At 53.1% G+C, this 13383-nt stretch carries 11 protein-coding genes; 10 read left to right on the top strand and 1 reads right to left on the bottom strand.

Annotated elements, in window-relative coordinates:
- The 10 genes from NTV65_08480 to NTV65_08435 form a co-directional block, all read left to right on the top strand.
- Positions 1-997: hypothetical protein (locus NTV65_08480; GenBank protein MCX6115232.1), on the top strand; the 997-nt coding region annotated here is incomplete at its 5' end.
- Positions 998-1007: 10 nt separating this feature from the next.
- The gene (locus NTV65_08475; protein ID MCX6115231.1) at positions 1008-2111 is read left to right on the top strand and encodes an SPOR domain-containing protein; all 1104 of its coding nucleotides are present in this window, start codon (positions 1008-1010) and stop codon (positions 2109-2111) included.
- 203 nt (positions 2112-2314) lie between these two features.
- On the top strand, positions 2315-3448 hold the full coding sequence (locus tag NTV65_08470; GenBank protein MCX6115230.1) for a Re/Si-specific NAD(P)(+) transhydrogenase subunit alpha: 1134 nt from the start codon (positions 2315-2317) through the stop codon (positions 3446-3448).
- Between the two features lie 7 nt (positions 3449-3455).
- A complete protein-coding gene (locus tag NTV65_08465) occupies positions 3456-3746 on the top strand; it encodes a proton-translocating transhydrogenase family protein (GenBank protein MCX6115229.1) in 291 nt (96 codons plus the stop codon).
- Positions 3747-3758: 12 nt separating this feature from the next.
- On the top strand, positions 3759-5144 hold the full coding sequence (locus tag NTV65_08460) for an NAD(P)(+) transhydrogenase (Re/Si-specific) subunit beta (GenBank protein MCX6115228.1): 1386 nt from the start codon (positions 3759-3761) through the stop codon (positions 5142-5144).
- A gap of 196 nt (positions 5145-5340) precedes the next feature.
- Positions 5341-7326: a protein phosphatase 2C domain-containing protein gene (locus NTV65_08455; protein ID MCX6115227.1), complete on the top strand. Its 1986-nt coding sequence runs from the start codon at positions 5341-5343 to the stop codon at positions 7324-7326.
- 193 nt (positions 7327-7519) lie between these two features.
- Positions 7520-9130 carry a bifunctional phosphoribosylaminoimidazolecarboxamide formyltransferase/IMP cyclohydrolase gene (gene purH / locus NTV65_08450; GenBank protein MCX6115226.1) on the top strand — a complete coding sequence of 537 codons (1611 nt, stop codon included), beginning with the start codon at positions 7520-7522 and terminating at the stop codon, positions 9128-9130.
- A gap of 11 nt (positions 9131-9141) precedes the next feature.
- Entirely contained in the window at positions 9142-10425 is a 1284-nt protein-coding gene (gene purD, locus NTV65_08445) for a phosphoribosylamine--glycine ligase (GenBank protein ID MCX6115225.1), read from the top strand.
- 11 nt (positions 10426-10436) lie between these two features.
- A complete protein-coding gene (locus NTV65_08440; protein ID MCX6115224.1) occupies positions 10437-10787 on the top strand; it encodes a hypothetical protein in 351 nt (116 codons plus the stop codon).
- Positions 10780-12303, top strand: a complete 1524-nt coding sequence (locus tag NTV65_08435) for an FAD-dependent oxidoreductase (GenBank protein MCX6115223.1) — start codon at positions 10780-10782, stop codon at positions 12301-12303. The genes NTV65_08440 and NTV65_08435 overlap by 8 nt, the downstream gene beginning before the upstream one ends.
- Positions 12304-12307: 4 nt before the next feature.
- Here NTV65_08435 and NTV65_08430 read toward each other — a convergent pair whose 3' ends face one another.
- The gene (locus tag NTV65_08430) at positions 12308-13339 is read right to left on the bottom strand and encodes a zinc-binding dehydrogenase (GenBank protein MCX6115222.1); all 1032 of its coding nucleotides are present in this window, start codon (positions 13337-13339) and stop codon (positions 12308-12310) included.
- Positions 13340-13383: the final 44 nt, after the last annotated feature.

Here is a 13383-nt window from a genome sequence, read left to right as displayed (position 1 = left end):
CGCTAGATCTGGCGCGAGCAGTAAGGCAGAGCTGCGTGAGGTAATCTGCCTGGTTCCAGATCTTAGCGTGCCAGTATATGCCCGCTTGCGGCTAATCGCGAGTACAGCTCTGCAGGCCCTTCTGACTGTTGTATATGAGGGTGGATGTCGACTCTCCTTTGTGCCGCTAGCTCCCCGCATCGTACGGTCTAAGATTGAGGTGCTTGAGCAGATGCGCCTGGCTGTAGAGCGTTGTCTCGCGCACGAAGGGGAGGCACGGCTCGATATATTGGATGTTTTTGAGCTCTCATCAAACGGCACTAATGACACTCTTCCCGCCGCTATTCTTACGGCGCACCACTATCATGAACGGCTCTCTGAGAGATCCAAGAGCTACCTGGCAGAGCAACGTAAGGCCGGGAGGTGTAACCTTAGAATGCCGAGTGATGCCTGGCTTATCAGTAGGGACCGCGCTCTCTCAGAGCTCTTAAACACCCCCTCTATGCGCGCCGTGATAGGGGAGCTGCGCGGGGATGATGGCTGGATGCGCTGGATCTTTCACGCAGCCTCATCGATCCCCTCAGGTGATTTCGACCCAGCGGTCGCGCTTTTTGATGAATGCGCCTCGCCGCTATGGAACGTGCAGGTGCTGATTGAGCGCTTTAGGCAGCTATGTGCCAGCCAGTTGAGCGGGGTTGATCGGAATACCTTGGCGGGCATAATTGGTATCGATCAGCTCCTTAAAGGGAGTAGAGAGCGAGATTTGGCGTTGCGGTGTGTATTTATGCCCCTTTGGATCAGCCGGGCTATCCGTAATGGGGGAGTTTTAGAGTGGATAACTGTGCTAGAGGAGCTTGCTAGCCGGGGGCACGCCTTTCTTAATAGGCCCCAAACCCGCATGGCACTAGCCCAGGAGATAGATTCTCAAGGGACAACGCAGATTGCCGCTAGTCTAGCCCTCGGTCTTTCCAGTATACTACCGGTTGTTTCGGGTGGCGTATGTGTAGATCAGTTGTAGAGGACTCAGTATGAACAGCGGTGCAAAGAGTAATAGCGGAGCAGAGCTCTCTAATTCCACACCAGCGGGTATTCGTGCTGGTTCCGGTTATAGAATGAGATCCTCCGATGAGAGGCAGAGGATTCCCATGACAGGTCGCAGGCTAGGTGGTGATAAGTTAGAGATCCGGCTCGGGGCACTGCAGATCGTAGTCTGGTTGGGGCTCGCGCTCGGAGCGATATTCGGCTCTTACGGACTCGGCTTCGTTTCAGGGCGCGCGGTGGGCTTCGATAACGCCCGTAGCGCTTCGGGGGTTGAGGTAGCAAAGCTCACAATTAGCGACGTTCTTCCAGAGAGCTCCAATCAGAACATCTCAGGTATATACGACAAACTTAATGCTCCAGCGATTCTGGAGCAGGGTAGCACCTCATCTAAGGGTGCAAATGGCGCAGCCGAATCAAGACTAGCTAAGGAGGAGCGCGATCTAACCGCATCAAGGGTTAAAGAGATCCAGCAGGAGACGATCCCAGAGATAGAGGATGTATTCTCGAACGCTGAGTCAGTAGAGCAGCTCGAGGCGACAACTCCACGGAACGTGCGCCTTTTAGGTGGCGAGCAAGAGCAGGCAGTAGAGATCCCCTCACAACCTAAAGCTAGGGCTTATGAGCGCAGCGGGACCGTTGGAACTTTGCTTGATGAGCGTCTAGCTAAGGATGAAGAGCAGGAGAGTGGCCAGAAGCTTCTTGGTAACGTCACTAGTGGGGTAATAACTAAAATAGTTAAGGGTGATGAGGAGCTACAGGAGAAGGTAAATGTAGCGGCGCTTGCGAAGGTTCAGAAGCAGCCCGAGCCGGCTCTTAAAATTGCGGTAAAGAAGCGTCTTCCAAATGGGTATTTCGCCCAGGTTGCTGCGCCAAAGCAGCTGACACAGGCCGAACAGATCGCAAAGAAGCTTCAAAAGTCTGGATTTCCTGTAGTAATCGAATCAACAACGGTTAAGGGAGAGAACTTCTATCGCGTTGTGGTTGGTCCAGAAGATAATAAGATCCAGGCGCAGCGGCTAATAGCTCAACTGAAGGGCGAAAAATACCTAGTCAGCTCTCCGTTTATTATTAGGCGTACAAGCACCCCATAAACCTAAGCTCGGCAAAACTGCGTTCTATAAGCGAGCCTGACTAGCTAAATAGTTGCCTAATAGAACCTTTTTAAAGGCTTTTTACCTCTAATAAGCCGTGTGCTCTCAAGTTTAGCAGCCACAATGTCGATCATAACAAACAGTGGTTAGAGGCAGACTTCTCGAAAGAGAGAGCGCTTCAGTAGTGTATGGGGACCCTTAATATGAAGATCGGAGTTACAGTCGGTATTCCCAAGGAAACTGGGCACGGTGAAACCCGTGTTGCAGCGACCCCCGATTCGGTCAAGAGACTCATGAAATGTGGGTTTGACCTGAATATTGAAACAGGCGCTGGGGTAGCCGCCGGCTTTCTCGATAGCGATTACGAAGCTGCGGGTGCCAAGATCGTCTCAACTGAGGATGCCTGGTCAACCCCAATTGTAGCGAAGATTGCGCCGCCCACCTCAAAGGAGGCGCCTGCGTTACAGTCAGGGGCTATGATCGTTTCACTCATGGAGCCTTTTAGAAACGGCCCGCTGCTTGAATGGTTCGCGCAGCACAAAGTAGATGCTCTAGCACTTGAGGCGATCCCCAGAACCTCTCGTGCTCAATCGATGGACGTTCTCTCATCACAGGCTGGCATCGCGGGCTACCGCGCTGTACTTGAAGCCGCGCAGCACTACGGGCGCTTCTTTCCGATGATGATGACATCGGCTGGATCTGCGAAAGCTACAAAGGTAACAGTTCTTGGAGTCGGAGTAGCGGGGCTACAGGCGATAGCAACAGCTAAAAAACTTGGGGCAACGGTAGAGGCATACGATGTACGTCCAGAGGTTCGCGATCAGATCCTATCTCTCGGTGCCAAGCCAATTGAGATTAAACTCGATGAGTCCGGGGTCGGAGAGGGTGGCTACGCCAAGGAGCTCTCAGCCGAGTCAAAACAGAGGATACAGGCTGTACTAGATGATCACCTTTCTAAGAGCGACATTATCATTAGCACCGCAAATGTTCCTGGACGCAAAGCTCCGATCCTTATCTCTGAGGCGGTCGTAGCAAAGATGCGCTGTGGCTCAGTTATAGTAGATATGGCCACGCCCAGTGGTGGGAATTGCACCTTGAGCAAACCTGACGAAGTGGTTGAGGTGCATGGTGTAAAGATAATCGGGTACACAAATTATCCAGCTATGATGGCGACCGATTCAAGTAGCTTCTTTGCAAGAAATATCGTCTCGTTGTTAGATCTCTTTGTCGCGCCGCAGGAGAATGGAGGGGCGACCTATATCGTAAACCTGGAGGATGATATTATCGAAGCATCGATCCTCGTTCACCAGGGTATTATGCGTATGAAGGGAAAATAGGCTCTCTATGTCAGAAACAATGATAGCGATCTACGTTTTTACACTAGCATGCCTCGTAGGCTACCACGTAATTTGGGGGGTAACGCCAGCGCTGCACACCCCACTGATGGCCGTTACCAACGCCATAAGTGCGATTCTTGTGATCGGCGCCATGTTTGTAGCCGGCTCTGTCGAAGCATCTAACTCTGTCTGGATCCAGATGCTCGGTTTTTCTGCCGTAGTGTTGGCCTCAATTAATATCTTTGGTGGGTTCGTTGTGACCAATCGTATCTTAGCGATGTTTAAAAAGAGATCTTAAAAAAGATATACCATGCATCTAAATACCGATTTTTTCGCGTTTGCGTACCTCGTTGCGACTATCTTATTTATCTTCGGCCTTAAGAGCTTGAGCCATCCTAAGACAGCGCTGCGCGGTAACCGTTTATCTATGTTGAGTATGGGGCTCGCCGTCATGGTGACGTTCTTTCACCCGAGCGTAAGCAACTACGGCCTTATTCTTGCGGGACTCGCGATCGGCGCGCTGATCGGGGTGCCACTGGCTGTTAGGATTAAGATGACGGCGATGCCGCAGCTAGTAGCCATGTTGCATAGTTTTGTAGGTTTGGCAGCGGTTCTGGTAGCTGCTGGAACCTATCTGATGCATGCGCAGCAGGGGCATCTTAATGCCGTTCTCCTGCTTGAATTGATTATAGGAAGCGCTATTGGAGCTGTGACGTTCACCGGGTCACTGATCGCATTTGGCAAACTTCAGGCGCTGCTTGGCTCGGCTCCATTAGTATTCAAGGGGCAGCATCTGGTGAACGCGCTCTTAATCCTTGCGGTCTTTGTGCTTTCAGCGCTCTTTGCGGTTAACCACAGCGTAGTTTTATTTGCAACTGTGACGGCGCTCTCGCTACTCTTGGGATTCTTGATAGTTCTTCCGATCGGGGGCTCAGATATGCCCGTGGTTGTCTCAATGCTTAACTCTTATTCCGGCTGGGCGGCATCCGCCACAGGCTTTACCCTCAACAATCCCCTCCTGATAGCAACCGGAGCTTTGGTTGGCTCTAGCGGTGCGATCCTCTCTTATATCATGTGTAAAGCCATGAATCGCTCGTTGCTCAACGTTATCTTGGGTGGTTTCGGGAACACCGCCCAGGCAGCGGTTGCAGGTGCTAGCGCCAAGTCGTGTCGCTCCGCCAGCACCGAGGATGCCGCGTTTATGTTTGAGAACGCCTCAAGCCTGATAGTTATTCCCGGCTACGGAATGGCGGTCGCACAAGCGCAGCACGCTGTAAAGGAGCTCTACGAGCAGCTTCAGCACAGGGGGGTTGATGTTAAGTTTGCAATACATCCGGTGGCTGGTCGAATGCCGGGCCATATGAACGTGCTGCTAGCTGAGTCTGAGATTCCATACGATTCAGTGCTTGAGCTAGAGGATATTAACCCCGAGTTTGCACGGGCTGATGCGGTGCTTATCATCGGCGCGAACGATGTCGTAAACCCTGCGGCACGTACTAATAAAGCGAGCCCCCTATACGGGATGCCTATCCTCGAAGCCTACAAAGCTAAGATGGTGTACGTTATCAAGCGCTCTATGAATCCGGGCTACTCCGGGGTCGAAAACGATCTCTTTTACCTCGATAACTGTGCCCTTATATTCGGCGATGCTAAGAAGGTCTGTGAGGGGCTTGTTAACTGCCTCAAGTCAGCCTAATAAAAAAGGTGCGCACCTAACTTCAGCTAGTTGCCATATTTTCTAGCTACATTCACTTTAGCCAGCAGAGAACTATTCCGATATCTGATTCATATTGGGGGATAAAGCCGATATGGATTAAGCTATTAGTGTGTCCCAGTGGCACTCTCTGGCTTGCCTAAGTAACGCCATCCCCGCACGATGATCTTTATAAGCGATGACAACTCTAAGCGAACAAAATCCCTTTAATCTGGCGCTGCTGAGGTGTGCTGCGGGTACCGATGTCGGTATGCGGCGCGATGAGAACCAGGATTCGTTCGGAATTGTAAAGCACCAGAACTTTCAAGGCTATTTTATCGCCGATGGTATGGGCGGGGTGCATGGCGGTGCAACGGCCTCGCGACTGGCGATCTCAACCCTCGATGAGCTCCTGCCAACTAAGGGGAACGCCATCACGCCAGATGCTTTAATTGAGGTAGCGCAGGCGGCTAACGCCAAGATCTTTGAAAAGGGTATAGACGATCCATCGTTAGCGGGTATGGGCACGACCCTAGTCGGGTTAATCTTTACCCAATACGGATTGGTTTGTTTGAACGTTGGGGACTCGCGTGCTTACCGGGTACGTGGCAACTCAATTCAGCAACTCTCTGAGGACCACACCCTGGTGCGGGAGCTGTTACGTTCAGGGGCAATTAGTCCCGATGAGGTGGAGAACCATCCGGTCTCGCATATGTTGACGCGCTCAATGGGGCCGGTAATGGATGTTCAGATCGAAGCCAACATTGTACCGGAGCAGCCGGAGCTTGGAGATATATACCTACTCTGCTCGGATGGTCTCTATAATCTTGTGCGTGATCAGGAGATGCTCGGAGTTCTTCGAAAGAATCCCCTTGATGATGCCAATCAGATCCTGATTAATCTGGCAAATCAACGCGGTGGTGCCGATAATATTACGGTGCTCGTTATCTCTGTCGGAGAGCGTATCGGTAAGGGCCGCACGCATGAGTATCGTAAAGCGCGTGATAGCGCTGTTGCAAGTTCAAGTGCAGAGCTGCACGCTGATAAGTCTGATAGTCTTGAGTCTGCTGCACAGGCATTGGCCAGCAGTGAAGCGCTCTCTCTGTCGAGCATAGCGATCAGAGCACAACTAGATCAGATACCTCCCCCGGTGCAGGAACCGCAGGACCCCCGTTTGCGACGCGAGCAGGTTATTAAGAGTAGAGCTGAGATCGGTAAACAGAAGAATCGTCTCCCGGTTATTCTGTTGGTTGTAATGGCGCTAGTTTTTGGATTAACGGCGGGTGACATAGCGCGGCGTTTTGGGCTGGGCCTCGGTTCGTTTTCTCTCGGTAGCTATACTAGCTCTCAGGTGGAGCCAGGTGGTCCAACCTCCCTTACGCAGCTCTCAGCCGATCTTCTGATCAAGCGCGAACCTGGCAAAGTGGATCTAGGATTGCCCGATATTATCAAGCAGGTTCGTGAGCCGAGCGATACACAACTTGGTTTACGTCCGAGTGTTGAGGGGGCGTCTACAAAAACAAAGCTTATTCTGGAGCGCTCGGTAGGTAACCTTGAACAGCAGATTAAGCTGCTAGAGGGAGGTGGGCAGGCTGTTAATGCAGCCGAGCGCGCTGCCGCGCTTAAGCGAGCGGAGCAGCTAAAGCAGGACTTAGAGCAGGTGCAGCTTAAGGTCGAAGAGACCTCTCGGCGCGTATCGCAGTGGTACGGACGGCGTAAGCGTCTCGATGAGCCGGGGCAGGATGATATCTTTAAGGCTGCAAATCAACTTAAAGCTGCAGGCGCTTTTTCTGCGGCGAGTAAGAGCAAGCTAGAGGAGATCGAGGAACTTTCGTTCGGGTATTCGGAAAAAGAGGGTGAGCTAGAGCTCTATCCGGCCAAAGAAGCGCTACGGGCCGAGATGAATCAGATGCTTGAAAAGCGCACGCAATTAATGCGTGGGCTGCTGACCGATCTGAGTAGCTCAGTTGAGCAGGTTCTTGCCGGTATTTACGCCGAGTTTGAGGGGCTTAAAACACAACGTGACTCCCTCAATCTAGAGCTTCAAAACGCTATCCAGGAGATTGAAATTCATAACGCGATATTAGATCCGTCGCCAACTCGCCGTAACGTGCTGCGTCAGAAGCTTGAGGCGCAATTGGCAGATATCCGAGCAACCCTGGTGGGTGTTGAGGCCCGTTTGTAGGGGAACATTGCGCCGTAATAAGGCTAAAGCCCTGGGAACGCCGTTCTCCAGAACGGCTGGGTATAAATTCAGGAGTGCGATCTTTTTCATGGCCGGTTAGATACCGGTGCGTCCATAATAATTTGACAACGATGCTAGAATACTAGGCGACGGCGATGTATCCTATTAGCGGTTATGGAGGCCATAGTATTCTATGAAAAAGTTTGCGCTCTTAAGTGTCTCTGATCGAACCGGGTTGCCTAATCTCGCCGCTGCCTTAAGTAGGGCAGGGTATACCCTTTTAGCTACCTCCGGGACCGGCAAGGCGCTCGATGAAGCGCAGATCCCCTGGACCTCGGTTGAGTCCTACACCGGACTGGCGGAGCTGCTCGATGGACGGGTCAAGACCCTTCATCCTAAGATTCATGCTGGAATTCTCGCCAGACGGGATCAGAAGCACCATCTCGAGCAGATGGCGGCCGCCGAGATCGGCCAGATCGATATAGTAGTTGTAAATCTCTATCCCTTTATTAAGTACCTAGCCTCTGAGCGCGCACTAGATCCCCAGGAGATGACGGAGTTGGTTGATGTAGGTGGCCCAACTATGATTCGCGCAGCCGCTAAGAACCACCGCTTTGTACTCCCTCTGATCGATCCCTCTGATTATCCAGAGGTGATTGAGCAGCTCAGTGCTGGTACCCGTGTAGGTAACGGCGCAGAAGATAGCTTCTCAATTGAAACTAGAAGGCGCTACGCAGCTAAGGTATTCGCTACCCTTTCGCAGTACGACGGTGCCATCGCCACCTATTTTTCAAGTCTGTGTGGTTTTTCAAGCCAGTGTGGTGCTACGTCAACGCCAGGAGCGCTACCGCAGCAGGCGCAGGTCTCATTTGAGAAAAGAACGGAGCTACGCTACGGAGAAAACCCACACCAGAAAGCTGCAATCTACTCCGCTAAATCAGGCGAGCTAGCTCTCTTTGCTGGCCCGCACTGGACGCAGCTCGGCGGTAAGGAGCTCTCATATAATAATATGCTCGACCTCGATGCGGGGCTACGGCTGCTCTCGGATCTTACCAAGGACAAAACAACTGTCGCCATCTTAAAGCACCTTAATCCGTGTGGTGTGGCTAACGGTAGCGATGTGAGGGATGCCATTGAGCGCGCCAAGGAGTGCGATCCACGAAGCCATTTTGGTGGCGTGTTGGTGTCTAACACTAGGATTGATCTGGGCGCGGCAGAGGAGATTCGGGGCGACTTCGCTGAGATAGTGATAGCGCCGGGCTATACCCCCGAGGCGCTTGAGATGCTCCGTACCAGTAAGAACCTTAGGATCATTGAAGTCAATGGAGGCGAACTGCGCGGCTATGATCTACGAACCGTTGCAGGCGGGGTCTTGATTCAGGAGCCCGATATCAATCGCGTAACCATCTCGCGTGCTAACCTAGTAACGCCCCGTTCTCCGAGCGATGAGGAGCTCGCGGATCTCGATCTGGCGTGGCGCCTAGTGGGGCATGTTAAGTCAAATGCTATCGTGCTGGTTAGGGATGGATTGCTAATCGGAGTAGGGGCCGGCCAGATGAGTCGCATCGATTCAGTTGAGCTAGCAATTAGAAAGGCCAATCTGCACGGGCACCTCCTTAACGGAGCGGTTGCGGCATCGGATGCCTTCTTTCCATTCCCAGATTCTGTCGAGGCGCTTAGTGCTGTTGGAATAACGTCTATAGTTGCTCCGGCTGGCTCGCGGCGGGACGATGACGTTAAGGGGGCAGCGGCAGCCAAAAACGTGAGTCTGTTTTTTGCGGCCGATAGGCACTTTCGCCACTAAAGGAGACCGGTATGAAGGTTCTAGTTATCGGAGCTGGTGCCAGAGAGCATGCCCTTAGTTGGCGTATCGCGGCATCCCCACGCGTCTCAAAGGTCTTCTGTGCCCCTGGAAACCCGGGCATAGCGGAGGTAGCCGAGCTTCTTCCGATCGCACCAACCGCCACTAAAGAGCTGCTGCAAGCCGTGATCGATAACGGAATTGGTCTAACGGTGGTAGGTCCAGAGGTGGCGCTTGAGGCCGGAGTGGTAGATCTATTCGAGGCTAACGGTAAGGTTATAGTTGGTCCGACTAAGGCTGCGGCCCTACTTGAAAGCTCCAAGGCCTTTGCCAAGGAGATTATGCTTGAGGCTGGTGTGCCAACAGCCTCCCACCATGTTTTTAGCGAGTGTCGCGCGCTAGAGCGGCACTGTGCAGAGGTTGGTGCGCCCTTGGTGCTTAAGGCTGATGGGCTCGCTGCTGGTAAGGGTGTTTTTGTGATAGAGCGTGCTGCTGATTTTCCGGCGGCGATTGAGGCCCTCTTTGGAACACTAAGAGCCGAGCGGGTGGTTGTGGAGGAGTTTCTAAGCGGCGTAGAGGTAAGCTGCATCTTTGCTTCAAACGGCACGGAGCTTATTCCGCTTGCTCCTGCCCACGACTATAAGCGTCTCTGTGATAACGATCTTGGCCCTAACACCGGTGGAATGGGTTCGGTCTGCCCCTCACCCCGTATCGATGAGCAGGAGCTCACCTGGATTCAGGAGCATTGCGCAAATCCTATCCTAAGGGTGATGCGCGCGCGGGGTGCTCCATTTAAGGGCTTCCTGTATGCCGGGATGATGGTTCCAGCAGGCTTAGAGGGGCGGCCAGATGGGATACGGGTGCTTGAGTACAATACGAGGCTCGGTGACCCTGAGTGTCAGGCTATCCTGGTTAGGTTAGAGAGCGATCCGATTGAGCTCTTTGAGTGGATGGCGGGGGTTCGATCTGAGCGGCCTAAGCTTGTTTGGCGTAAGCAGGTAAGCACCTGTGTTGTTATAGCGTCGGATGGATACCCAGAGCAGCCTGTTAAGGGGGGCCAGATAACGGGGCTCGAGCTGGCGGCGCTTGTTCCTGGGGCGGTTGTTTTTCATGCTGCCACTACCCTTGATGCTCGTGGTAACCTGGTATCAAACGGTGGTCGTACGCTGACCATCGTTGGGCTTGGAGCGGATAGCGATAGCGCTCGTAGCGCTGCCTACAAGGCGGTCGATCTGGTGCAGCTACGTGGCCGTAGGGTTAGGCGCGATATAGGTATAGGTATAGGTAAAGGCGCATAAGGATGCTAGCTATGAATATTATATGGGCGAAGATTATCTCGCCGGCTACATTTACTATAGGACTAGTTGCTCTCTTCGCCTTCAACACTGCGGCCGTTGCAGATGAGCTTAGAATCCTTGATAGCACAGGCCTTGTTCGGGCGGTGCGCGTTGTGCGTGGGGCCGCCGCGGTGACCGTTAAGGTAGAGGGCGCGCAGCCTCCTGCAGGGGAGTGCGTCGCAGCAAATCTGGATGGTCTCGCTACAGAGAAGCGGCAGCCGATCTCTACCACAGGGGTATGCTTATTTACGGAGCTGGGCTCCGGCACATGGCAGATCGATCTTCCCCGTAAGCTTAGGTGGCGGGTTACTATCAGTGAATAGCAACTCAAGCCGCCTGCTCTATACTTCCGAGTTTGAAGAACAGCCAAACCTTGATTCACGACCGTTCTCTACCCTAACGAGCCGCGCGGGATGTTTAGAGCAGCTCGGTGAGAACAGGAACTTCGATCTGGTTATATTAGGTGGTGGGCTTACTGCGGCCCTGACTGCACACCAACTAGCGCTCAGAGGAATACGGGTGCTTGTACTTGAGGCTCGATACTTCGGTGCGCATGGGGTGGCGTGGCGTAACTCACTCTCAGGTGCAGTTTGCACTAAGCCCCTCGATATTATGCGAGGTCTAGCTAGTCTGCGGGCGTTCTCGCACACCATCGCACCGCATCTGATCTCGCTAACATCGCCAGATCTTCCAAGTGCAAAAACCATCTGGAGCGGCTTGGCGCTGAGAGGCTTAAGGTATCTATGGAGAGGGGCGGGGCGTCGGGCACCTACGACTAGCAAAGGATTTCCGGACCTTGATGAGGTTCTACTAATCCGCGAACTTATCCTAGCGGCGCGCCAGGAGGGGGCGTTAGCGCTCTCCTATGCGCAACCTATCTACGTAGAGGCTGAATCAGAGAGCGGATGTTATAACGTAGGCTTTCGCGATCTCTGCTCGAATAATAGCTATGAGGTTAGGGCTGGTGGTCTACTGATCGATCCGACCGACGGCACATTCCCAGCAACAAGGCTCGGCACTCATATCTTGAAGGTTCCAGAGAGGCTGCCCTCAACCGCGCAGGTTGTTTTTCAGGTAGAGCCCCGCACACTTAAGGGTGCGGGTCGTTTCGTGTCCTTTGAGCTGCCAGATAGCTCCTTAGTAACGGTCTCGTATATCAATGATGGTGTTATTGAGGTAGCGCTAGTGTGTGCTTTGAAGATGCCGGCGCCCACGGCGGTGCTAGCTATAGCGCGTGAAGCGTGTGAGCAGGCGGGGTGGGCCATTCGCGCGACCCTTAGTAGATGGAGCTCTGGGTGCAGCTACTCCAGAGACCTTAAGGTTAGGGAGCAGCAGGGGATCTTTACTATTGAGGAGCGGGGGCCGTGGGACTCTTTTAAGAGCTCCGCCAAGGTGGTGCGGACCATGGTGTTGTTAGCAGGCGAGAGGAAAACAGGTATCACTAGCAGGGCTTTGCCCGGTGTTGAGCGCGCCTGTGAGCTCGATGCCTTTCGCGCACTAGCGCGCACAAAGGGTCTCTCGGAGGGTACTATAGAGCTCGTGATTCAACGCTGGCGTGGGCGGGTACGTTATATAGATGAGTGCGTTGATGGCTTTAGAGAGGTTGTGCCTGGGGTGCTGCAGGGTGAGCTTGAGCTGGCTGTAGTTGGTGATCAGGTTCAATCGATTGAGGAGCTATGTTTTGGAACACTCGCGTTACACTACCTACCGGGCTGGCAGGAATTGGTAGCTCCATTAGCGCAGAGATTATCTGAGAGCTTTAATATTACGGTAGGAGCTGCTGCTATAACGCAGTCTATAGAGGAGCGGATAGAGGCGCGGATAGAGGAGCGCAGCTGAGGCCTTACGTCCTAAGCACTATCTTTCCAAACTGCTTGCCGTCCTCTAAGCGCTTAATCATCTTTATGCCGTCAGCGAGGGGCGCTACGGAATCGATCGGGGCTTTGATTTTATGTTGAAACATAAACTCCATCGCTTCGATAAAGTCCTGACGACCCCCCATGGTTGAGCCGATTAGCGAAACCTGTTTTGTGAATAGGATACGGTTATCGAATGAGAGCTCGTAGCCCTTGGTGTTACCGACAGTAACGATCCTGCCGCCACGCGCTACGGCACGCAGGCTTTTCGGCATGGTGCGTGAACCAACGTTGTCGACAACAACATCAACGCCGCGCCCCTTAGTGAGCTTAAGAACCTCGGTATGCCATTCCGGTTGTGCGACGTAATCAATAACAGAGGCAGCGCCCAACTCGTAGGCCTTCTCACGCTTCTCGCTACCAGAGGTCAGGGCGATTACGGTTGCTCCGGCTGCGCGTGACAGCAGTATAGAGAGCGAATTAACCCCACCTCCAGCACCCACTACCAGTACGGTCTCTCCAGCACGCAGAGCGGCGCGCTTAAACAACATACGCCAGCAGGTAAGGCCAACCAGGAGTGGAGCAGCGCCGTCCTCAAATGAAACTGTTTCGGGAAGTTTAAAGAGATTAGCTACAGGGACGCAAACGAAGTCGGCCATGCCGCCGCGCAACTGCTCACCCAGGATCTTAAAGCCGGGGCTAAGGCTATCCTCACCCTTACGGGTCCATTCGTCCTCTGATGTTAAGATTCCTGGATTAACTATCACACGGGTGCCAGGCGTCCAGGTTGTTCCGGGGGTATTAACCGCAACGATCTCACCCGATACATCAGATCCGGTTATATGGGGCATCTCAAGGTGCAGGCCGGGCCAACCTTTACGGACCCAGATATCGAGGTGATTAAGCGCCGCGGCGCGGACCCTTATCAGCGCCTCTCCTGGCTTAGGCTCAGGTTGTGGAAGATCTGCGTATTTAAGGGTGTCTATCTCGCCATGCTTCTCAAAAAATATCGCTTTCATATGCCACCTTGGTAAGAAATATCCACTAGATAAACATCCTTGAG

The sequence above is a fragment of the Pseudomonadota bacterium genome (assembly GCA_026390555.1).
In the GTDB taxonomy this organism is placed as follows: Bacteria; Bdellovibrionota_C; UBA2361; order UBA2361; family OMII01; genus OMII01.
This window is presented reverse-complemented; position numbering and strand designations above follow the sequence as displayed.

Coding starts and splice junctions, on each gene's coding strand:
- NTV65_08455 (MCX6115227.1), top strand. CDS start 5,341: ATGACAACTCTAAGCGAACAAAATCCCTTTAATCTGGCGCTGCTGAGG.
- purD (MCX6115225.1), top strand. CDS start 9,142: ATGAAGGTTCTAGTTATCGGAGCTGGTGCCAGAGAGCATGCCCTTAGT.
- NTV65_08475 (MCX6115231.1), top strand. CDS start 1,008: ATGAACAGCGGTGCAAAGAGTAATAGCGGAGCAGAGCTCTCTAATTCC.
- NTV65_08465 (MCX6115229.1), top strand. CDS start 3,456: ATGTCAGAAACAATGATAGCGATCTACGTTTTTACACTAGCATGCCTC.
- NTV65_08440 (MCX6115224.1), top strand. CDS start 10,437: ATGAATATTATATGGGCGAAGATTATCTCGCCGGCTACATTTACTATA.
- NTV65_08470 (MCX6115230.1), top strand. CDS start 2,315: ATGAAGATCGGAGTTACAGTCGGTATTCCCAAGGAAACTGGGCACGGT.
- purH (MCX6115226.1), top strand. CDS start 7,520: ATGAAAAAGTTTGCGCTCTTAAGTGTCTCTGATCGAACCGGGTTGCCT.
- NTV65_08460 (MCX6115228.1), top strand. CDS start 3,759: ATGCATCTAAATACCGATTTTTTCGCGTTTGCGTACCTCGTTGCGACT.
- NTV65_08430 (MCX6115222.1), bottom strand. CDS start 13,339: ATGAAAGCGATATTTTTTGAGAAGCATGGCGAGATAGACACCCTTAAA.